Consider the following 21,978-nt stretch of genomic DNA (forward strand, 5'->3'; position numbering starts at 1 on the left):
TCTCTCCAGAAATGTTTACTATCTGGATTGTTTCCGAAATGACAAATTAATTGGTTCACTATACCAAAAGGAATGAAACTCTCAAACTTTAATATAAAAGTTGGTTTATCCAAACCAAAAGTTAAAATATCATAGTTATTTTTAACTTTTATATCATTTGCCAAAGGTAAAAAACTTGGAATAATGTATTTTTTGTCTTTCTTATTGTGAAATATGACCTTTTGAAGATGAAGTAGTTGTGTTATTTTTATATCGTTGTTTGCAATATTTAAGAAGTTATTTTCACTTATTTCTCCTCGACTCTCTATTAAATCTTTTTTTGTTAAAATCTTTGTGTGAATATATTTTGTAAGCAATGAAGGATTTAACCATGCAACATCTTTTAATTCATCGAAATCTTTATAGTATAAAATTAAGCCTTGACGATGTAATTGATCTAAATCTTCTATTAAAAAATTTAATATATCTTTAATAGTTTCATTACCTCTAGGTTTTCGTTATAGTTTTTTAATATATCTTTAAGCTCAATATACTCTTCAGAAGAATAGTTAAAAATAAAACTTAAAAATTTACCATACCAAATTGGTTGACTAACTTTAAATCTATCTTGTTTCTTTTTTTCTTCAATTTCATAAGCAAGATTTGACTCAAGAAAATCTAAATTAATTTTGTGTATTTTTTTTGAGTCAATTGATTTTTGATTTAAAGCTATAAAAAACTCATTTGATATATTTAATTCTTTAACCCATTCTTTTTTTATAACTCGATGATCTTCATCAGCATGAGTTTGAGCAATTAAAATTATATCATCTTTTAAATTAATGTCATTATAATTATTAAATCTGTTACCATAATGGTATTTTAATTGATTTAACCAGTACTCTTTGGTAAAGTCTCTAGTTAGAATATCTTTTGTTTTATCAGTCCTAATTTGATTTTTATCTGTCTTGACATTCCATAATAGTATGTTGATTGAATCATTTGTCAAAAAAGCCTTATATATACCATGATAATAATCTTGACCTCCGAAATCAAAATAAATTATTTCAGGTAATTTATTTCTAGTTGTTTTGGGGTAATTTTCAATTCTAATAATATGGGTACTATCAGTAATTGAATCTATTTTTCTGTTTTTTTTATTTGCTATTAGATAATTTAACAATGTTGATTTTCCAGCACCATGGTTACCTAATAATAATACTTTAATAGGAAGAATGTAATTTTTATTTTGAGCATTGCGTTTTTTACTTAAATAATTTTCAATCGTAGAAAGATGATTGTCATATTTTGAAAGTTTCCAGTTTTGTTCAGTAACAATAGGATTATTATCAATGATAATTTTTTTAAGTGACATTAAAAGATCTTCCAAATCACTTATTTCTCTTAAATTGTTAGAATGTAAATCTAACATCTCAATAGTTTTTAAATTCTTCAAAAAACTAATATTACTCAAGTTATTATTACTAGCATTTAGTGATTTTAATGTTTCAAAATTTCCTAAATTAATGATTGAATTAATTTTATTATTATTAATATAAATATGCTTAAGCTTTACTACTTTTTTAAGATTATTAACTGTTGTTATTTTATTGTTACTTACATTTAATTCTTCGAGCTCTATTAAATTCCCAATAGCTTTAATTTCTTTTATTCTCCAACTATTTATATTCCTATCATTTTCCCAATCACCACCGATAATTAATTTTTTTAATTTTTTTAATTTTGATATTTGGATTGGTATTTCATAAAGATTATTTCGTATCCCTGAGTTTTTACTAGATATTTTAACCCAATCACTGCCAATGTATTCTGCCCATTCATTACTTAAAATTAGTTCTTCTAGATGTAAACATTTAAATAAATTAGGGATTAAAGTAAGATCTGTAATACCACAAAAACTAAGATCAAGAAAAACTTGCTTATTCTTTAAACATTGTTTTATGCGTGTATTAGCTTTTTCATATATTATTTTGAACCACTCTATAATTGAATAGTCCCCCCTTAAATATATCTCCATTGGTGGATATACAAGAGGGTTGTCAAAAAAATTATAGTTTCGGGTAAATTCTTCATTTTTAATTAAACCATAAATTGGGCTTAAATCGAAAATATAATTGTTAGTAAATATAAATTCATGTAAATGGTTTAGTTTTTTTAAACTAGAAATGTCATTAATTTGATTATTATCAAAGAAAATTCGTTCTAATTCTTTAAGATTTGTCAAGGATAATATATCTACTATAGAATTACTATTAGCTGATAATGTCTTAATTTTTCTAAAGTTTTTGATTACTGAAATATCACTAATTTTATTAAAACTTATATTTAGTATTTTAAGCATTTTAAGCTCGTTTAAAATGGAGATGTTAGATATATCATTTTTGAATAAATGAAGTGTTTCTAAATTTGTTAGTTTTGACAAAGGACTTACATCATTAATGTTATTTTCTCCCAAATTAAGAAACTTTAAATTTGTCAAAGCTTGAAGAGGATTAATATCAGTAATGATATTACTTTCTAAATAAAGAGATTGTAAATGTTTTAAATTCTCCAGAGGTTTTAAATCTGATATTTGCAGATGAGAAAGATTTAAAGCTATAATGTTTCTATCTTTATCAAGACTTACTGATCTGTTTATTTTTAAAAAGTTTTTAGTGAATTCAGTAATATATAATTCAGTTCTAAGATGATCTTGTAATTCTAAAATCTGTATTGTTTTATCCATTTATAGTTTATTTGCATTCACTGAATATCTAAAGAAAACGTATTCAATTAAAAAAATATATATTTATTTTTTATACCATTATTTTCCGATTGATAAATATAGATATTATTTTATGAACACTTTTACGGAAAACCGTAAAGAAAATAATTGCCCCGATCGCGCAGATTTACTCTCAATCGTTAGCGCGGATTTGCAATCCGTGCCCGCAAAGATTGGATACAATGCAAATCAAAAAATTTCGATTGTCGATATGTTTTCCAGAAGGCTATAGTTTTTTTCAAAACAGATCTAACAAAACAACATCTAAATCATTTTCTAAGCCTGAATAATTCCTTGCCGAACTAAAATAATAATCTTCAGCTGAACTAACAGTTTTATCTTTTACAGGATTATTATGGATGTAATCTATTTTTTGCTTAATAAATTTATTACTGTAAATATGTTCTGCATGGTAACCATTTTGCCATACTTTATAAGTCTGATCTTTTTTTAAATGCACACATGCCTTTTGAAAGTATTCAAGCATCCATTCTCTTCTGCTTTCAGGTTCATCTATTATAGTTTGTATTATTTTTTTTGATGTAAATTTTTTAAAATCTCTAATAATATCAGATAATACAAAATCATTCGTTCCTTTGCAAAGCAAATGAATATGGCTGCTCATAATACAATAAGCATAAATTTCTAAACCTTTATTTTCCTGACAATACTTTAAAGCACTTATTAAGATGTTTTTCTGATTTAGTCTTGTAAATATATCTATCCATCCTACAGCAGTTATAGTTATAAAATATGCTTCCTCAGTTGTTGTTGCTTTGTATTTTGTTGACACGTTCTTTTTTCCTACAAAAATAAAAAGTATAGCGGAAATTTTAATCTTTTATTTATGTTTTGAAGAAATTACTTTGTGGGCACGGATTGCAAATCCGCGCTATCGTTGCGGAAATATATCTGTGCGAATGTTTTTTTACAAAGAGAACTAACAAATCTTTGCGGACACAGATTGCAAATCCGCGCTATCATTGCTGAGATAAATCTGTGCGATCGGGAGAGTGTCACTTGTAAACATAATAAAAATCAAAATAAATATAGATTTTGCAGCCAGCTCTTTAAGGAGTTACTAACCTGGATGCTTTATATTTCCATTTTTTTAATGGCTCATTATATTCAAATGTGTTTTCGGATAATTGGTAAGCATTGGCATGAACGTATGTAATTAACCTTTTACTTTTCAGGATGAACTCTGATGGGAAAAATTCCATTTGGGTGGTTAAAAATTTGTCTAATGCAAAATTTTTATTTTTGTCCTGAATGTAAAAATTATAGGTTGGACCTCCATTTCCTCCGGAATCATTTTTTACGGCGAAATCTTCTCTGTTATCAAAATTAAAATCTGCCACTATGATATCTCCAAAATCGTTGTCTATAATTTGAGCATTTTTATTAATTCCGGTTGAATACGATCTTACGGTTTTACAATCCTTAAAAGTTTTTTGAAAAAGGTAACTTGCACCAAAACTAAATTCCTGTTTCTTATTCGTGATTTTGTTGTAGACTATAACTTTTACAGCATTACTATCGATCTCTTCGTTAGCATTTGCTATTTTTCTAAGTTTTATTTCAAAATTAAATTCTTTAGATAAATTTTTGTGTAAACAAGTTTGGCCCAAAACTATTTTTGGGAAAATGATGCAAAGCAATACAATAATACTATTTTTCATTTTAATTCAGATTCTGTTGTATGTAAATAATAAATAACTTGTTCGTGTAGAAAAATTATCTTTCTCAAATGTATTTATTATTTCTTATAAATGATTAAGGATTTTTCTATAAAGTCTGTCGTTTCGGGGAATGCGACTCGAGCGATAGTGTACAGACGAAGTAAATCTTCTCCAGTAACTCCGCAACGAGAATCTAATCTTTGTCGAGCTTCTAGCAGAGACTTTTCTCCCGAAGCTTCGGGATCGAAATGGCAAAAAATGAGTATAAAAACTTTTTGACTTCAGGTTTTTGCGAGATTAAAAAATTCTGCTAATCTCCGCACTATTTTGTGAATCTCTGTGAAACCAAATCTCACAAAAAAAAAGACGATACTTATCAGGTATCGTCCTTAAGGTGAATTTTAATTTACATTCTCCGATCCTTACGGATTCTTGAATGCCGCATTAAGCGTACAGTTTTTGGTAAACTACTAAAATGAAGACTAAACGCAGGTTATTCGTTTATGATATCGCCTTCTTTAGTTTCTTCGCTGGCAATTTTTACCAGTTTATCTTTCAGGTTTAAATCTCCGAAAATTTCAATTTTATCGTCGATTTCTCTTCCTTTTTTTACATTTACTCTTGTTGCTTTGTGGTTGACTACTTTGATTACGAACAAACCTTCGGCAGAACTCACCAGTGCTGATTTAGGAATTACAAACGTGCTGTCTTTTGCGTTAAGCGGTAACAAAACTTCGGCAACCATTCCTGGTAATAAATCACCTTTTGTGTTATGAACGTCCATTTCGACTCTTTCAGAACGTAGTTTTAGGTCTAAAGCTCCTGACATTCTTGTAATTGTCGCTTTGAAGTTTTCGGGTAATGATTTTACATTAAACCCCATTTCGTCGCCTACGTGCAAATATCCTGTGTACAATTCCGGAACAGAAACTGCCAAACGTAATTTGCTTTGTTCCTGAATCGTTAATAAAGGCAAATCAGATCCTTTTCCCGCCGGACCAACAAAGGTTCCTAAATTAACATTTCTGGCGGCAACAACTCCGTCAAAAGGAGCACGGATTTCAAGATACCCTCTCATAATCGACACTTCTTTGTGGGCTGCAACTGCTGCCTGATATTGTGCGTAATCAGAGTTTTTCTTTCCGTTTGCCATTTCTAAATCATTTTTAGAAATAGTACCTTCAACTTTACTGGTTTCATACAAACGGTTGTAGGTGCTTTTGCTAGTTGCATATATGGCTTCCATCGATTTTAGTCTTGATTCGGCTCCGGCCAATTGAGAACTAATTTCCGGTGCTTCAAGAACGATCAATAATTGGCCTTTTTTTACTTTGGTACCAATATCTACTTTTAGCAATTTTACAAAACTACTTACTTTAGCATACAAATCTACTTGTTGAAAACCAGTTAATTCGGCTGGTAAACGCAACTCTGTAGTTAGTTTTTCTTTTTCTAAAGAAATAGTTTCTGTTTTAGGTTCAATTTCGGCAGTAACAGTTTCTTCTTTTTTAGAGTTACAGCTGTTAAGGAAAAATAATGCTGCAAAAAGTACTACGGTCGATATAATATTTTTATTTTTCATTTTTAGGATTTAATGATGATATATAATGGATGCTTTCTTCGTCTTCAGGATCTAAAGAAACAGATTGTGTTGTTGTTTTTTCTTGTGCCCAGGCAAAGATAAGTGGCAGGATTAGCAATACAGCAAAAGTGGAGAATATTAATCCACCAATTACGGCTCTACCTAACGGAGAAACCTGATCGCCACCTTCGCCATGACCAATTGCCATTGGTAACATTCCGGCAATCATGGCAAATGATGTCATGATAATAGGACGAAGACGCAACGCCGCAGCTTCACGAGCCGATTCTAAGGCATTACCATTTCGTTTTCGAAGCTGTTCTGCATTCGTAACCAATAAAACGGCATTCGCAATCGAAACCCCAACCGACATAATAATACCCATGTAGGATTGTAAGTTAAGCGTAGAACCTGTAATTGTAAGCATTAATAATGCTCCTAAAACTACCGCTGGAACCGTTGTTAGAATCACTAACGAAACTTTGAACGACTGGAAATTAGCGGCTAACATTAAGAAGATTACAAATATGGCAACCAATAATCCGACTTGTAAACTGCTTAATGTTTCTACCAATACTTTACTCATACCAATTGGAGTGATGAATAACCCCCGAGGCAATTCTCCCAATGATTTGATTGTTGCATCAACATCTTTTACTGCCGTACCTAAATCGGTCTGGCTAATGTTTGCTGTAACGGTAATGTATGGCATAGCCCCTAAATTGTCGTTTTCACCACTTACAAATCCGGGTGTAATTTTTGCAACATCGCTTAATACCGGACGAAGTGAATTTTTTAATACCGGAATTTCTCCAATATCTGTTTTAGTCTTCATCTGGTTTAGCGGCACCTGAACCTGAACAGCATAAGATAATCCGGCTCTTTCATCTACCCATGTATTTTTCTCGGTATATCTTGATGATGAGGTCGATGCTACTAGCGATCTCGAAATATCATTTAAATCTACTCCTAATTCAGCAGCACGAGTTCTGTCGATATCAATATTCATGGCCGGGTAATGAATAGGCTGACCAATTTGTACGTCTCTGAAATAAGAGATTCTTTTCAGTTTCTCTACAATTTGATTCGCATATAATTCATTTTTCTTTTTGTCTTTTCCGGCAATACGAACTTCGATTGGAGTAGGAGATCCCTGGCTTAAAACTTTATCTGTCAATTCGATAGGCTCAAAAGAAAGTTTTACATCCGGAAGCACTTTTTTAATTCGGTTTCTAAACTCGTCTTTAAAGTTATCCATATCCGTATGATAATCTTTTAAACTCACCTGAAATACTGCTTCATGAGAACCTGCCATGAACAAATAAATTGGGTTAATCGAGAATAGGGAAGGGTGTTGCCCTACATAAACTGAAGAAATTCCGATATGTTCTTTACCGACCATTTTTTGTAATTCTTTCAGAACAATGATCGCTTTTTCTTCGGTACGTTCTAAACGAGTTCCGTCAGGAGCACGCATTCTTAACTGAAACTGACTTGAATTTACTTTTGGAAAAACATCTTTACCAATAAAATTAAGAAGCGTTACAGCCAGCAGCGTAATAACAATTAAATACACTAAAGCAGCTGCTTTTCTATAAGGAAATAAGCGATCCAGCGTTTTCATAAATCGGATTCTGAAACGCTCGAAAGCCCCAATTTTTCCGTCACTGTTAGTATCGTCTTTTTCTACATATCCTTTTTTCTGCGTGATTAGATCTCTTTCAGATTCCGGAGTTATACCGCTATCGTTAAATTCTGCCTCGTCATCTGTAATACCAGGCGCATGATCGTGTTTTTCATGTCCTTTCATCAACCAGTTGGCCATTACGGGCACAAAGGTCTGAGATAGTAAAAACGAAATCACCATTGAGAAACCAATCGCTAAAGCCAATGGCAGGAACAAAGCTCCCGGAATCCCGACCATGGTAAATGCCGGAGCAAATACGGCCAAAATACAAAGTAAGATCAATAATTTAGGCAATGCAATTTCCTGACAGGCGTCCCAGATGGCGAGTGCCTTGGGTTTCCCCATGTCGAGATGCTGGTGAATATTTTCGATCGTTACGGTACTTTCATCCACCAAGATACCAATGGCTAGTGCCAATCCGCTTAGAGACATTAAGTTGATCGTTTGCCCGAATAATTTCAGGAATAAAACTCCGGAAATAATCGAAATAGGAATCGTTAAGATTACAATTAAAGCGGCACGTTTGTCACCAAGGAAAAGTAAAACCATTAATCCGGTTAAAACGGCTCCAATAATTCCTTCAGTAATCAAACTTTTTACAGAGTTGATTACATAAACTGACTGGTCAAATTCGTAAGACAATTTTACGTCTTCCGGTAATGTACTTTGAATTTTAGGCAGTTCCGCTTTTAATTTCTGAACCACATCCCAGGTCGAAGCATCTCCGGCTTTTGCGATACTGATATAAACCGAACGTTTTCCGTTTACCAACGCATAACCTGCCGTAATATCTGCACCATCTTTTACAGTAGCAACATCGCCTAATTTTAAGTTTTGAACGCTTCCTTTAAACAAAGGAATATTCTCAAAATCTTTAACTTCTTTAATCGTATTGTTCGTTGGTGTAATATAGTTTTTATCACCTATTCTTACGTTTCCTGATGGAGCCGTTTGGTTGTTTACACGAATTGCTTCAACAATTTGATCCGGCGTCATATTGTGCGAACGCAATAAATCTGGATCAACGTTAACCTCTATAGTTCTTGGGCTTCCACCAAAAGGCGAAGGCGATAATAAACCGGGAATAGATGTAAACGAAGCACGAACGTAAACGTTGGCTAAATCCTGTAATTCGTTGTTTGATCTAATTTTACTGCTCAAAACCAATTGACCAATTGGCAAAGATGAAGCATCAAAACGAATGATAAACGGAGGTTGTGTTCCCGGAGGAAAAGCCGCCTGAATCCTGTTCGAAAGCGAACTCAATTCGGCCGCAGCCTGCGCCATATTTGTGTTTTCATAATAGGTTAATTTCATAATCATTAACCCCTGAATATTCTTAGTCTCTACCGATTTTACACCATTGGCAAAAGGTAAAATGTTGACATAGTTTTTAGCAAAATAAGCTTCCATCTGGTCTGGAGTATAACCTCCAAAAGGATGTGCAATATAAATTACCGGCAAGTTCATTTTTGGCAGGATATCTACCTTAATATCTTGGATGGCACCAATTCCGAAGAAAAACAGACCCGCAACCAATACTAATATGGAGATGGGTTTGCGGAGTGCAAATCGTATTAAATTCATTAGGATCTATTATTAAAATTCATTTATAAATAAGTCAAAATTGCCAGTAGCAGCTACTTTAAGCAAAAACGACTGCCAAACATTATTGTTGACGATATCACGATCGATTTCGGCACGATTTAACGTATATAACGTTTGTGTTATATCGGTTAAATCAGTTAATCCGTTTTTGTATAAAGTCGATTTTTGCAAATAGGCTTTTTTCGCAGCATCCACCTGAATTGGCGCTTCGGCAAAGTTGTCCAGCGTGATTTTTATTTTATCATCGGCCAATGCCAGTTGCGATTTCAGTTCTCTGTCGGCCTGATTATATTCTTCCTGTAAACCTTGCGAAACATACTTTTGAGCACTTACTTGTTTACTCGCTCTAAACGGAGTGGTCAGGTTCCAGCTAATTCCAATTCCGACCAAGTAATTCGTGCGATCCGGATTTACACCATCCCAATAATTTCTGCTAAAAGAATTTTGATCTGTAACGTAGTCGCTATTAAATCCTGAAGCGCGCGTTTGCAAAACCCCAAAAGCGCTCATCGTTGGATAGTAAAAACGTTTGTACAATTTAACCTGTTGATTGCTGTAATCAATCTTAGTTTTATAGTACTGAAGTAAAGGATGCAAACTGTCTGAAGTTGCAGTTGCTCTAAGAACTTCTTTTGGGATATCGTTTACAAACAAAGTATCTGTAACAAAATCCTGAGGCGCAACACCCATCAGATCAACTAATTTGTTGTTTTGTTCTTTGACGAAATTTTTAGCAAGGTTCAAAGAAATTTTAGCTTTAGAAACTTCGGCTGTAGCCAATGTAGAATCGACTCCGGCCAATAATCCGTTTTTAACTCGGGCAACAGCTGTGTTTTTGAAAACTTCTGCGCGACTTAAATTCTTTTGCTGCGAAATCAATAATCTTTGGCTGGCCAATAAGTTCAGGTAAGCAGCAGAAATTTTGATTTCTTGTTGGAATTCTTCCTGTTTCAGGTCTTTTTCTTTGGCCTGAACATCGATTTTAGCCAAATTGATTTTCTCCTGAATTTTCCCAAAGGTGAAAAAATCCCAGTTCATGTTGACCAAATACAAGGCTCCAAATGCTGAATTCCAGTTCTGGTCTGGCAATGCAGGTCCGGAAGAAGCTGTTCCTAAACCATTAAAACCATACAAAGCACCGTTTTGGCCGTTGATGGTTCCGTAATCCTGTTGTGCCGATAAATTAAGATTGGGCAGATAATCACGCTTGGATTGTTTGAGCGTCTCGCGTGATGCATTCGTGTAATTGCTTTTTGCTTTGATAGAACCGTAGTTTTCTAAACCTGTTTTTATGGCTTCTTTTAAAGACAAGGTTTGTGCATAACTACCACAAGCAAAAATCAAGAAAACTAACAAAGTAATTTTTCTGAAGTACATAAAATTAGTGATATGAAATTGATACAACAAAATTATTTCTCTTGTGCTGATAAATGTCATGTTAAATGATGTACTACGATAATAAATGACCAATTGAATTCGTCATTTTTTGGAAATATAAATTAAATTTTTGTTCGTACTTTGTGGACTATTTAAGTTTTAAAAATGAATAAAAAATTTCATAACATATTGGATAACAAATGGTGGCAGGAAATTGGCGTTGTTATCTTTTCATTTACGATTTATACGTTAAAAAATGACTGGATGTTATTTAGTTCTTTAGCTTCCATTTTAATGGGGGTGTTTTTCTACTTTATTTTGTACATGCACGCTCAATTCAATCGTTTCTTTCTTTTGCCCATCCTATTCAAAACGCAACGTCCTGTAACATATATCTTTTTAACGCTTTTTGGAGTATTTGTCTTCTCTGTAATTTTATACGAAATTACAATGCTGGATATGTTTAGTAATTGTCGCTTGTATCAAAACTCGCATCAAAGAAGCTATGCCTATCAATTGGCCAGTGTTTTAGGAACTTTGGTTTGTATTTTAAGTCCGATAATTGTGTTTAAATTTTATAGGATCTACAGAAAGCAAACGGACGAAACGTTGTTGTTTAATGAAATGCAATTGAACTCTTTAAAAGGGCAATTGAATCCTCATTTTTTGTTTAATACTTTCAATACGCTTTACGGAATAAGTTTAGAATTTCCGGAAAGAACGCCTGATTTGATTATGAAAGTGTCGCAACTAATGCGTTATCAGCTAGAGAGTAACAGTAAAAAATGTGTTTCTCTTGAAGATGAACTGGAGTTTATAAACAGTTACGTACAGCTTGAAAAAGAAAGAGTAGGGTACCGTTGCGAAATTACTTATGATTGCAAAATTGATAACGAAAATGCCTATAAAGTATCGCCAATGCTGTTGATTGCATTTATAGAAAATGCATTTAAACACGGAACTTGTGCGATTGAAAAATGTTATGTAAGAATTATCATTACGGTCGAAAATGGTTTGTTGCATTTGCACGTAGTCAATTCAATTCCGAATAAAAAGACAGATGTAATTTCGACTAAAATTGGTTTGAAAAATACGATAGAGCGGTTGAATTTGATTTATGGTAAAGACTATAAATTAGATATTCAGGACACCAATAAGAATACTTATATTGTAGATTTGAAGTTGCAATTGAAAAAGTTTGTAGAATGAGAGAACCCAAAAAATGTATAATTGTAGATGATGAACCGGCAGCACATTATGTGTTGGCGAATTATATCAAGCAAAATCCGCAATTAGAGTTGGTTTTTCAGGGATATAATGGGATCGAAGCCATGGATTATCTTCGTGAAAATCCAGTTGATTTGATGTTTTTGGATATCAATATGCCTGAGATCTCAGGGATGGAATTGCTAAAGATCATCCCGACACATCCTAAAACCATTTTGACTACAGCTTATTCTGAATATGCACTTGAAAGTTATGATTACGGTGTAATAGATTATCTTCTAAAACCGATCTATTTTCCGAGGTTCTTAAAAGCAATTGATCGTTTTTTTGCTGCCGAAAGTGCAAAAGCAAAAACAGAAGAAGCGGTTATAAATTCTATTAATGTAAAGGTCGATGGTTACTTTATGGATATCGAATTAGATCAGCTTTTATTTGCGCAGAGTTTTGGCAATTATGTGAAATTGCACACCACAAAAAGAACGTATCTGGCCTCGATTACCACCAGTGAATTAGAGAAATGCCTGCCGGAGAAAAACTTCATGCGCATTCATAAATCGTATATCGTGGCGCTGGATAAAATAGAAGGAACAGACAAAGATTTTGTGATTATTAAAAATGAAAAATTACCGGTCGGGATCACCTATAAAAGGGAATTATCCGACCGGATAAAAAAATAAAACCCGAAATAAGATTGCTTACTAATTCAAATTATTTCAAATAAAGCCTACAATGATGTTTCTTGTAGGCTTTTTAGATTCTGGTTGAGTTTTATTTTAAATTATTATTTTTTGTTTCCAGACAGGTAGATTCACACCTTTAAAAATCAGCCACAAACTAAGCGATAATTCTGCAATCAGACAAGGCATTAATAAAACAATACTGGAAAGTTGCGGTACAAGAATTAAAGCGAAACTATTAAACAAATAACAGATTCCGGCGATCGTCATTAAAACGCCGATTGCCTTTGGAAAATAGCCTGATTTAAAAATCATATATCCTTCGAATAAACAAACAAACCCGAAAAAGATCAATCCAATTCCGAAACCGAAATCATGCAGTTTGATCGAAAGATAAGATAAAGTATGGAGTTGATCCGGACTAAAAGATTTTAAATAATCAGCATCTCCCAGAAAAAACAACGCTGCCAAAAGATTTAATTTATTGGCTACCAAAACGGCTGTTTGGATCAAATTGAAGGATAAATTAAGGAAAGCAAGTTTTCTGCTGACAGGTTTTAAAAGGTAATAGAGAATAATCATCACCGGTAAATCACAAATTTGCATAATGAGATCAGCAGTGATCCCAATTTTCCATAGCAATTGAGAATGTATGATGTTATTTGCAGTAGCTGTTGCATCTCCGGAAACAAATAGTTTATTTCGAACAAAAGTCTCTGCAAAGAATCCCATGACAATAATGATGAGATATAATACCCCGGCAATGCGCGCATAATGCTGAGGGGAATTTTCAAAATTCTTAAGGTTAAATTTCATTTTTCCTGACTTTGGTTTACATTAAGACGCCTGATATTGCAGATTGTTACTATTGATTTTAACATTTTTTTACAATTTTATTTTTTCTTTCAAATAAAGTAGTAATTTTAATACGTTAATTCAGGGTTATAAATTTAAAATCAGGGATCATGAAAAATCTTTTCTTTATCATTGCCTTTTTGTACAGTACTTTAATTATAGGGCAAAATGAAATTGAACCTAATAGTGTGGTTACACCGCCTGAAAAGGTTTTGTATACTTTTCAAAAAGAGTATCCTGGTAAAGTACCCGTTTGGGCGATGAAATATGTGGGTGATGACGATGATGAAATTCGCTACGAAGCAAAATTCAAAATGAATCCGACTACAGAAGTATTAGCAGTTTATGATAATTTAGGGGCTCTAAAAGCTTTTGAATCTCAAATTCCACTGGGTAAACTTCCTGCAAGAGCTCAGGCATACTTAAAAAAGAACTATCCCGCCAAAGCGATTAAGGAAATTGCAGTTGTGGTAGATGATAAAAATAAGACAACGTATGAAGTGGGAATACAAAAAGACTCAAAATTTTATGATGTTGTGTTTGACAAGAATGGCGGCTTCGATGTTATCGTCGAAAAAGATTAAACCAGAATACTTACTAATTCAATATATTTCAAAATGACAAACCCGACAAGTTTTTATTAAAACTTGTCGGGTTTTGTTTTTTATAGTGCACCAAACCTAACAGGTTTTAAAACCTTTTAGGTTTAACTTAACGTAAAAAATTGAATTAATTATCACAAATGACAAACCCAACAGGTTTTTAAAACCTGTCGGGTTTAGCTGTACGATCTAATTCAGAATTTATAATTAATTTACAACATCATTCCACCGGAAACTTCGATGCGTTGTGCATTTACCCAGCGTGCCTCTTCGGTACATAAAAAGGCAACAACACCTCCAATATCATCCGGTAAACCAACTCTTCCTAAAGCGGTTACTGAAGCAATTTGTTGGTTCATTTGTTCGTTATCACGAACTACTCCGCCACCAAAATCAGTTTCAATAGCACCCGGAGCCACTACGTTTACCCTAATTTTTCTTGCACCCAATTCTTTTGCCTGATATTTAGTCAGGGTTTCAATAGCCCCTTTCATGGCTGCATAAGCTGCGTAACCGGGAAATGAAAAACGGGCCAATCCTGTAGAAATATTTACAATTCCGCCTCCGTCATTTAAGACATTCAACCCTTTTTGAGTTAAGAAAAATGGCCCTTTAAACTGAATATTAGTCAATTGATCAAATTCGGCTTCAGTTGTTTCGATAAATGAATTGTGAATTCCGATTCCGGCGTTGTTGATCAAAAAGTCGAATTTATCTGTTTGAAAAGTGCTTTTTAGAACGTCTGAAACTTTAGTAAAAAAGCCATCAAAAGTGCCGGACTCTGCAACATTCAATTGAAGTGAAGCGGCTTTTTGCCCGAGGCTTTCAATTTCTTTGACTACTGCATCGGCTTCGTCTTTTTTACTGTTGAAGGTAATGATAACGTCAATTCCTTTTTTTGCAATTGCGATTGCCATATTTTTTCCTAAACCTCTGCTACCACCTGTAACAAGAGCGATTTTTGTGTTTACTGCCATTTTATGATTTGTTTTTGAGTATGTATGTTTAATTATTGCCACAGATTAAAAGATTTAATAGATTTAAAAAAACTGCTAAATCTGCGTAAAAAAAATTAAACACATAGAAACATAGATTTTATAGTTTTAAAAAGAATACAAAAAGAAACACATTTCTTCACATAGCTATGTGTGTTTGTACAAATGAAATGCCTTTTTTAAGTTGTTAAAAGCTATGTTTCTATGTGTTTGAACATTATAGACACGTATATTAATTAGAATGTAATGCGTTAAACGATGCCTTTAATTCAGGAACACTTGCATTTATTCGCGTTGCGCTGGTTCCAAAAGTAAGTTCGTCTTTTCCTTCCTTCAGTTGTTCGAAAATAGATTCGATAAAATCACTTACGCTTGGATGGGCGTCATGCAAACCAACACCTCCTAAATCTGTATTCAATGCCGGTGGAATGATTTCGATTACTTCGATATTTTTTGTTTTTAAGATATGACGAAGTGAAAGTGTAAACGAACGAAAAAATGCTTTTGTAGCAGAATAAACCGGAACTTTTGCAAATGGAGAAAAGGCCAGTCCCGAAGTAACATTCATTACTGTTGTTAGCGAGGGTAACTTGATAAATAATGAAGTTAAATGTAACGGAGCTTCAATATTGGTAGCAAGTTCTGTTTTCATGCTCTCGTAAAAGTCAGCATCCGTAACCGAAACCCATTTCTGAATTCCTGCATTATTTACTAACACATTCAAATCGCTATGATTTTCTGCAATCCATTCGTAAAGTGCTACGCGTTCAGACTCAATTGCCAGGTCGCATACTTTTGTAATAACGGTTGGAAATTTTGCTTTCACTTCATTTAAAACAGATTCACGTCGTCCGCAAATAATTACGGTATTGTTTTCCTGAATCAATCTTTCGGTTAGCCCAAGCCCAATACCGCTTGCGCCACCAGTTATTAGAATTTTGTTGTTGGATAAGTTCATCTTTTTCGATCTTTTAAATTGATTAGACAAAGGTAGGAGTGAAGTAGGATTGGGGAATTGTAAATATCAAACTGATGTTTGCAAAATTCAAATCAGTGTAAAAATTAAATTCTATTTTTTTGAAATTACAAATTACAAATTCAATTCTCATTTATGTCTTCCTGAGCGAAGTCGAAGGATCTTATGCTGACTCAATGCAAAACGTTTTACGGTGCGGGTTCTTCGACTTCGCTCAGGAGGACAAACTTTACGATAACTATTTTTGTAACAATCTTAATTTCAATATAGGTAATTAACTTCTGAAAGCTAATGGCGTATAGGAGGTTTGTTTTTTAAAGAAATTAGAAAAATGTGCCAGTTCTTCAAAACCTAACGAGAAAGCAATTTCAGAGATGTTCCAGTCGGTTTGTTTTAAGAGAATCTTGGCTTCATTGGTTAATCTGCTACTGATTAATTCCGTAGTGGTTTTTCCGGTGTTTTCTTTTAGAACTTTATTCAGGTGATTGACATGAACGGATAAGCGTTCCGCAAAATCTTTGGCTGTTCTAAGTTCCAGTCGTTGATTTGTAGATTCAATAGGAAATTGTCTTTCCAGTAATTCAGCAAATAAAGAAGAAACTCTTGCAGCAGAATTATGTTTAGAATACAAAGCCGTTATAGGTTGTAGTTTTTGTCCAAAATGAATCAGTTCAGCCACATAATTCCGAATCAAATCATATTTATAGATGTAATCAGAATTGATTTCTTTTTGTATTTTGTTGAATATCAATTCTACTTCGACAACTTCTTCATCGGTAAGCTGAAAAATAGGATAGCCGTCAGAACCAAAAATAGGAAGTTCATCCAGATCAATTCCGCTTTTGTTTTTGGATAAAAACTCACTTGTAAATACACAAAATTGACCGGACTGATTCAGATCTTGCGGAAGATAGTTGTAAGGGATTTTTGGCGTAGCAAATAGAAGTCCTTGTTTGTCGATTTCGATTATTTTATCAGCGTATTCGGCACGGTTTTTTCCTTTTATCAAACTGATTTTATAATAAGCGCGTCGGTCATAAGGCATAATTGATTTTCCCTGCAGTCTTTCGAGAAGTTCTTTGATGTCAAATATATTAAAATGACCAATTTCTTTTTTGATGTCGTGGGGTAATAGAGAGCTTGGTTCTACAGAAGAACCATCCGTTATATCTTTGTAAAATGAATCTAATGATTTCATAAGAATGAATTGTAAAATTCAAATATACGAAAAATTAAAGATTGGTTTTTTAATTTCAAGTTTCAAGTTTCAGGTTGCTTTGCTTTGTGATGATGTAACCGCAAAGAACGCAAGGTTTTTTCGCAATGATGGCAAAGAATTATTCACATTTGTGCCATTTTAAATTTGCTAAAGAAACTCTTGTGAACTCTGCGTAAATCTTAGCGATTTTTGTGGTTAAAACAAGCTTCCCTGGACCAATTCGGGTTGAGAATTACTGCCAAAAGGAAAGCTATCAATTACGAAAAACTGTTTTTTGACAGGATCCAGTTCTCTCAAGATGATATTCTGACATAAAAAATCCATATCAATTTTAGTAAAGAGACTATTGGCAATTGTACTATTTTCGGGAGTTAATTTACGGGCAATAGAAATATGCGGATCGCTGCTTTTGGTTAAGTTTGAAAGTTGCAGGGAACCCTGTGTTTTTTTCATAATGGGTTTCAGATTTATTTTAGAATTTTCGTCAGGACCAATAAAAAAGGCACCACTAGAATAAGCACCAAAATGATCTAAATGCACTTTAAAAGGGGTAAATGTATCGCAAACCTTCAAAAGTTTTTGTTTGAATTTATCGATTTGGGATTCTTCAATTTTAAATTCGCAAATCGTAATATGTGCTACGGAGTTCTTGCTGTTAAACCAGCCAATTTGAGAAGCTAAATCTTCCTTCATTGTTTTGATGGCAGCAATTATTTCTTCTGATGGATGAATGACAACTGAATATTTCTTTTCCATTTTAGAACTATTTTTTATCCAAATTTAAAGTTTTCCCTTTAGATACAATCGATGTTCTATTTCTGATTTCAGTAATCCGCTTCCTCCGCCAAAATGCTCAATTACTTCGACGTCAGGCTGATGCTTTAAGCAAAAAGAAGTAAATTCTTTTTCGACATGATCTTCTATTGCTGAGCTTAATAAAACAATATCGATTTTGTTTTCCAGAAAATATTCCTGAGCGAGTTTTTCATCGCTGAAACCTATGGCATTCCAGTTTTCATAGGCATTGACCAGTCGTAATAAAATGGTTAAAATAGATTCGTTTTTTCCGAGTATTAAGAATTCAAATGTTTTCATAATTGTTTTATTTATGAAGTTTTAACCTGAAGGTGCCGTATTAAGCTGCTAAGAAGCTAAAACGTTTAGTTTTTGATTCTTCAGTTTTGATAAAACTTATATTTTATTTACAAATGTATTTATTCTAAAATTAGTTCAACTTAATCTAGAATAAGAAAAAAGTAGTTAAGAATCTTAGTTGTACGTTTTTAAATGTGTTCATCTTTAAATTACACTTTTGACTTAGTCGGTAATAAGAAACAGTCTGTAAAATCTAAGCTTTTAAGGGATTTTTTTTGAACCTCAATAGCAAAGAAGCACAGTGTTTAAGGTAATTTTTAAAAATTTTCTTCCTAAGTTTTTAAGAATTTTACAAACTAAAAAAAATAGAACCTCAGAGGCTTAGCATCTTAGTATTTCTCAAATAAAATACTTTGTTAAAATGAGGAAAGCCGTAATGTTTTGTCTAAAGTAGCTTGTAGTTTTGCGCCGGAGCAATCGGGATAGATGTTTTTTTGCCTCTTAGGCAGCAACATAAATTTGATTGGTTTACTGTTTTTGGAGAAACATTTTTGAGAATTTGACATATTCATTTGATCGTGGGTACCTTTGTATAATTTGAAACGTACAAAAGTCTAATTTTTGCCGGGCTTTTAGATTTGTTTATTTCGATAACAGAATCTAAAAGCCCTTTTTTTATTGGTTTCGCCTTTTGTAGTTTTAGAAATAAATAGCTCTGGATATTATTTTTAATTTCAGTTGCTGTATCCATTAGCCTTAAGCCATTCTTCACAATCTCTTGTCCAGAACTTGCTGGTATCTTTTACCCCTAAACCAAAACCGTGTCCGCCTTTCTCATAAATATGCAACTCCGCCGAAACGCCATTATTTTTAAGTGCTAAATAGTAATTAATACTGTTTTCAGGAAGAACAACGTCATCGTCTGTAGCGTGCACCAAAAAAGTAAGTGGAGTCTGAGCGGTAACTCTTTTCTCGTTCGAAAAGAAATCCAATTCCTTCTGAGAAGGAGTATTGCCCAGTAAATTAGTTTGTGAGCCTTTGTGCGTCACCTCATTTACCATCGTTATTACAGGATAAATCAAAAGTGCAAAATCCGGGCGTGCGCTAATTTTAGAAGTAGTTTCATATACTTTGTCATCATAATGAGTGGCTAATGTCGAAGCCAAATGACCTCCGGCAGAAAATCCCATAATTCCAATCTTGTTGGCATCAATGTTATATTTTGCGGCATTTTGGCGTACGTAACGCAAAGCTTCCTGAGCATCCTGCAAAGGCCCAATAGTTTTGTCTTTCATTATTTTGTCACTTGGCAATCTGTATTTTACCACAAAAGCGGCGATTCCTAAAGTGTTTAGCCATTCAGCCACCTTAGTTCCTTCTTTATCAATAGCTAAATGCTGGTATCCTCCACCGGGGAAAATAAGAACTGCCGCTTGATTGGGTTTGCTGTCCTTTGGCAAAAAAATACTTAAAGTGGGAATCGTAACTAAACTTGTGCTTTGTACTCTTCCATCCTTGATGCTCTCGTTTTCCTTATAGTTCGCCGCTTTAATCTCGCCCGGAATTTTATTCCAAATTGGTAGTATTTGATTTTGAGCATTTATCTGGCTGATGGTTCCTGTAAATAAAGCCAGGAGAATAAATGCTTTTTTCCAATATTGTTTTTTTAATGTTTTCAATTTTATAATGAATTAGTTGAATATTAATTTTTGAGGGACTTTCAAAAATAAGGTTTTTTACTGATTTCTGTGTTGCTCATAAAGTTAAAAGATGGTTTTTGTTTGGGAATTAACATAAGACTAAAAAAAGATCTCAAAGTCTTGATTTCAGTACAATTTTACCCCCTAAAAAGTACAAATTTCGCATGTTGGCATTTAACAAATATATTGTTTAATGTGTAATATTGTACTAGTTTTTTTATTCTATATGTTTATTTATTTGATTAAAATAATTTTTTATACAATTTATTTGGAATATAAAGATTTAAAACTATATTTGTGCAATCGATTACATTATTTTGATTTGTTAGAATTAATACATTGATTTTACGGTCTGTGTGCAGGGTTTTAGGGATCAAAACAGAATTACCAAAAAAATATCAATTTTATAATAAGCCTTTACTATGAATCAACCACCAGATGCAGTTATTATCAGTGAAACCAAAAAATCAACAGGAACTTATCGTTGGAGTATATGTGCATTACTGTTTTTTGCCACCACAATTAATTACTTAGACAGACAAGTACTTTCTTTAACATGGAGCGATTTTATTGCACCCGAATTTCATTGGACAAACAATGATTATGGGAATATTACAGCGCTTTTTTCGATTTTTTATGCCGTTTCATTACTATTTGCAGGAAGATTTGTAGACTGGTTAGATACTAAAAAAGGATTCCTCTGGGCGATCGGAATATGGTCAATAGGAGCTTGTTTGCATGCCTTTTGTGGTATTGCAACGGCAGGAATTATTACAGGAAATTGGTTTGTAGGCTTTGAAGGAGCCAAAGATGCTATTAATCTTGTAAAAGATACCGGACTGGTGATTAATGTAAGTGTTACATTATTCATTTTTGCCCGTTTTGTTCTGGCAGTAGGTGAGGCAGGAAACTTTCCTGCAGCAATTAAAACTACAGCCGAATATTTTCCTAAAAAAGACAGGGCATTTTCGACCAGTATTTTTAATGCGGGTGCAACTGTTGGCGCATTAGCAGCTCCGATATCGATTCCGTTTATTGCGAAATCTTTTGGTTGGGAGATGGCTTTTATTATTATTGGTGCATTAGGTTTTGTCTGGATGGGATTTTGGATTTTTATGTATGACAAACCGGAAAGACATCCAAAAGTGAGTGCTGCTGAATTAGAATACATTCAACAAGATGATGTTGCAGACAGTAAGTTAGTAGGTTATGTACCGGAAACTACTGATAAAGTGTCTTTGCTAGAATGCTTTAAGTACAAACAAACCTGGGCTTTTGCTTTTGGTAAATTTATGACAGATGGTGTGTGGTGGTTCTTTTTGTTCTGGACTCCTGCTTATTTAAGCTCTGTTTACGGAATGGATTCTACTCAGGCTGCTTTACCATTATTTGTACTCTACATGATTACATTGCTTTCTATTATTGGAGGTTGGTTGCCCACTTATTTTGTAGAGAAAAAAGGAATGAACCCTTACGAAGGAAGAATGAGAGCCATGTTGATTTTTGCATTTTTTCCTTTACTGGCCTTAATAGCACAACCTTTAGGATATATAAGTTATTGGATTCCTGTAATTATCATTGGTATTGCAGGTGCCGCGCACCAATCGTGGTCGGCCAATATTTTTACCACAGTTGGGGATATGTTTCCTAAAAAAGCAATTGCAACAATCACAGGTATTGGTGGTTTAGCGGGAGGAGTGGGCTCTACAATCATCAACAAAGGTTCAGGATTACTATTTGACCATGCTAAAGAAACCAATATGTCTTTTATGGGTTTTCATGGGATAGAAGCAGGCTATTTTATCATTTTCTCTATCTGTGCCGTTTGTTACCTAACAGGTTGGTCAGTGATGAAAATGTTGGTTCCTAAATACCGTCCGATAACAGGTTTATAACATTTAGAAAATTTTAATAGTTCAAAAATGTGTTTTT

General features: G+C 33.4%; 18 protein-coding genes. 4 read left to right on the plus strand and 14 right to left on the minus strand.

Annotated features, from left to right (window positions below):
• From ACQY44_RS21095 to ACQY44_RS21125, 7 genes are all read right to left on the minus strand, one after another.
• The coding region (locus ACQY44_RS21095) for a COR domain-containing protein (RefSeq protein WP_428232811.1) at positions 1 to 473 on the minus strand (473 nt) is incomplete at its 3' end.
• On the minus strand, positions 458 to 2,725 hold the full coding sequence (locus tag ACQY44_RS21100) for a leucine-rich repeat domain-containing protein (RefSeq protein WP_428232245.1): 2,268 nt from the start codon (positions 2,723 to 2,725) through the stop codon (positions 458 to 460). The genes ACQY44_RS21100 and ACQY44_RS21095, both read right to left, overlap by 16 nt.
• A 277-nt stretch (positions 2,726 to 3,002) precedes the next feature.
• Positions 3,003 to 3,557 (minus strand): REP-associated tyrosine transposase, encoded by a 555-nt coding sequence (locus ACQY44_RS21105; protein ID WP_428232246.1) that lies wholly within the window; start codon positions 3,555 to 3,557, stop codon positions 3,003 to 3,005.
• A 277-nt stretch (positions 3,558 to 3,834) separates the two neighbouring features.
• Positions 3,835 to 4,446 carry an XAC2610-related protein gene (locus tag ACQY44_RS21110; RefSeq protein WP_428232247.1) on the minus strand — a complete coding sequence of 204 codons (612 nt, stop codon included), beginning with the start codon at positions 4,444 to 4,446 and terminating at the stop codon, positions 3,835 to 3,837.
• A gap of 493 nt (positions 4,447 to 4,939) precedes the next feature.
• Positions 4,940 to 6,028 carry an efflux RND transporter periplasmic adaptor subunit gene (locus ACQY44_RS21115; protein WP_428232248.1) on the minus strand — a complete coding sequence of 363 codons (1,089 nt, stop codon included), beginning with the start codon at positions 6,026 to 6,028 and terminating at the stop codon, positions 4,940 to 4,942.
• Entirely contained in the window at positions 6,018 to 9,302 is a 3,285-nt protein-coding gene (locus ACQY44_RS21120) for an efflux RND transporter permease subunit (RefSeq protein ID WP_428232249.1), read from the minus strand. The genes ACQY44_RS21115 and ACQY44_RS21120 overlap by 11 nt, the downstream gene beginning before the upstream one ends.
• A gap of 12 nt (positions 9,303 to 9,314) precedes the next feature.
• Positions 9,315 to 10,700 carry a TolC family protein gene (locus ACQY44_RS21125; protein ID WP_428232250.1) on the minus strand — a complete coding sequence of 462 codons (1,386 nt, stop codon included), beginning with the start codon at positions 10,698 to 10,700 and terminating at the stop codon, positions 9,315 to 9,317.
• A gap of 165 nt (positions 10,701 to 10,865) precedes the next feature.
• Between ACQY44_RS21125 and ACQY44_RS21130 the strand changes: the two genes are divergently transcribed.
• Together ACQY44_RS21130 and ACQY44_RS21135 are read left to right on the plus strand one after the other, a co-directional pair.
• A complete protein-coding gene (locus ACQY44_RS21130) occupies positions 10,866 to 11,909 on the plus strand; it encodes a sensor histidine kinase (protein WP_428232251.1) in 1,044 nt (347 codons plus the stop codon).
• On the plus strand, positions 11,906 to 12,604 hold the full coding sequence (locus ACQY44_RS21135) for a LytR/AlgR family response regulator transcription factor (protein WP_428232252.1): 699 nt from the start codon (positions 11,906 to 11,908) through the stop codon (positions 12,602 to 12,604). Before ACQY44_RS21130 ends, ACQY44_RS21135 begins: the two co-directional genes overlap by 4 nt.
• A 96-nt stretch (positions 12,605 to 12,700) precedes the next feature.
• On the opposite strand, the gene ACQY44_RS21140 is transcribed toward ACQY44_RS21135, so the two are convergent.
• Entirely contained in the window at positions 12,701 to 13,420 is a 720-nt protein-coding gene (locus ACQY44_RS21140; protein WP_428232253.1) for a DUF4386 domain-containing protein, read from the minus strand.
• A 149-nt stretch (positions 13,421 to 13,569) separates the two neighbouring features.
• On the opposite strand from ACQY44_RS21140, the gene ACQY44_RS21145 reads away from it, so the two are divergent.
• Entirely contained in the window at positions 13,570 to 14,043 is a 474-nt protein-coding gene (locus tag ACQY44_RS21145) for a PepSY domain-containing protein (RefSeq protein ID WP_428232254.1), read from the plus strand.
• Positions 14,044 to 14,273: 230 nt separating this feature from the next.
• Here the strand turns inward: ACQY44_RS21145 and ACQY44_RS21150 are convergent, their stop codons facing one another.
• The 6 genes from ACQY44_RS21150 to ACQY44_RS21175 all read right to left on the minus strand — a co-directional run bounded on the left by ACQY44_RS21150 (position 14,274) and on the right by ACQY44_RS21175 (position 20,025).
• On the minus strand, positions 14,274 to 15,038 hold the full coding sequence (locus ACQY44_RS21150; RefSeq protein ID WP_428232255.1) for an SDR family oxidoreductase: 765 nt from the start codon (positions 15,036 to 15,038) through the stop codon (positions 14,274 to 14,276).
• A 250-nt stretch (positions 15,039 to 15,288) separates the two neighbouring features.
• Entirely contained in the window at positions 15,289 to 16,014 is a 726-nt protein-coding gene (locus tag ACQY44_RS21155) for an SDR family oxidoreductase (protein WP_428232256.1), read from the minus strand.
• Between the two features lie 292 nt (positions 16,015 to 16,306).
• On the minus strand, positions 16,307 to 17,230 hold the full coding sequence (locus ACQY44_RS21160) for a helix-turn-helix domain-containing protein (RefSeq protein WP_428232257.1): 924 nt from the start codon (positions 17,228 to 17,230) through the stop codon (positions 16,307 to 16,309).
• Between the two features lie 216 nt (positions 17,231 to 17,446).
• Positions 17,447 to 18,007, minus strand: coding sequence for a 2'-5' RNA ligase family protein (locus ACQY44_RS21165; RefSeq protein WP_428232258.1), 561 nt, complete (start codon positions 18,005 to 18,007; stop codon positions 17,447 to 17,449).
• Positions 18,008 to 18,031: 24 nt separating this feature from the next.
• The gene (locus tag ACQY44_RS21170) at positions 18,032 to 18,346 is read right to left on the minus strand and encodes a hypothetical protein (RefSeq protein ID WP_428232259.1); all 315 of its coding nucleotides are present in this window, start codon (positions 18,344 to 18,346) and stop codon (positions 18,032 to 18,034) included.
• A gap of 734 nt (positions 18,347 to 19,080) precedes the next feature.
• Complete coding sequence (locus tag ACQY44_RS21175) at positions 19,081 to 20,025, minus strand: alpha/beta hydrolase (RefSeq protein ID WP_428232260.1); 945 nt, start codon at positions 20,023 to 20,025, stop codon at positions 19,081 to 19,083.
• 443 nt (positions 20,026 to 20,468) lie between these two features.
• On the opposite strand from ACQY44_RS21175, the gene ACQY44_RS21180 reads away from it, so the two are divergent.
• Entirely contained in the window at positions 20,469 to 21,941 is a 1,473-nt protein-coding gene (locus ACQY44_RS21180; RefSeq protein WP_428232261.1) for an MFS transporter, read from the plus strand.
• Positions 21,942 to 21,978: the final 37 nt, after the last annotated feature.

It is taken from the genome of Flavobacterium sp., from assembly GCF_965277525.1.
In the GTDB taxonomy this organism is placed as follows: domain Bacteria; phylum Bacteroidota; class Bacteroidia; order Flavobacteriales; family Flavobacteriaceae; genus Flavobacterium.

Coding starts and splice junctions, on each gene's coding strand:
- ACQY44_RS21100 (WP_428232245.1), bottom strand. CDS start 2,725: ATGGATAAAACAATACAGATTTTAGAATTACAAGATCATCTTAGAACT.
- ACQY44_RS21110 (WP_428232247.1), bottom strand. CDS start 4,446: ATGAAAAATAGTATTATTGTATTGCTTTGCATCATTTTCCCAAAAATA.
- ACQY44_RS21115 (WP_428232248.1), bottom strand. CDS start 6,028: ATGAAAAATAAAAATATTATATCGACCGTAGTACTTTTTGCAGCATTA.
- ACQY44_RS21120 (WP_428232249.1), bottom strand. CDS start 9,302: ATGAATTTAATACGATTTGCACTCCGCAAACCCATCTCCATATTAGTA.
- ACQY44_RS21125 (WP_428232250.1), bottom strand. CDS start 10,700: ATGTACTTCAGAAAAATTACTTTGTTAGTTTTCTTGATTTTTGCTTGT.
- ACQY44_RS21130 (WP_428232251.1), top strand. CDS start 10,866: ATGAATAAAAAATTTCATAACATATTGGATAACAAATGGTGGCAGGAA.
- ACQY44_RS21135 (WP_428232252.1), top strand. CDS start 11,906: ATGAGAGAACCCAAAAAATGTATAATTGTAGATGATGAACCGGCAGCA.
- ACQY44_RS21140 (WP_428232253.1), bottom strand. CDS start 13,420: ATGAAATTTAACCTTAAGAATTTTGAAAATTCCCCTCAGCATTATGCG.
- ACQY44_RS21145 (WP_428232254.1), top strand. CDS start 13,570: ATGAAAAATCTTTTCTTTATCATTGCCTTTTTGTACAGTACTTTAATT.
- ACQY44_RS21150 (WP_428232255.1), bottom strand. CDS start 15,038: ATGGCAGTAAACACAAAAATCGCTCTTGTTACAGGTGGTAGCAGAGGT.
- ACQY44_RS21155 (WP_428232256.1), bottom strand. CDS start 16,014: ATGAACTTATCCAACAACAAAATTCTAATAACTGGTGGCGCAAGCGGT.
- ACQY44_RS21160 (WP_428232257.1), bottom strand. CDS start 17,230: ATGAAATCATTAGATTCATTTTACAAAGATATAACGGATGGTTCTTCT.
- ACQY44_RS21165 (WP_428232258.1), bottom strand. CDS start 18,007: ATGGAAAAGAAATATTCAGTTGTCATTCATCCATCAGAAGAAATAATT.
- ACQY44_RS21170 (WP_428232259.1), bottom strand. CDS start 18,346: ATGAAAACATTTGAATTCTTAATACTCGGAAAAAACGAATCTATTTTA.
- ACQY44_RS21180 (WP_428232261.1), top strand. CDS start 20,469: ATGAATCAACCACCAGATGCAGTTATTATCAGTGAAACCAAAAAATCA.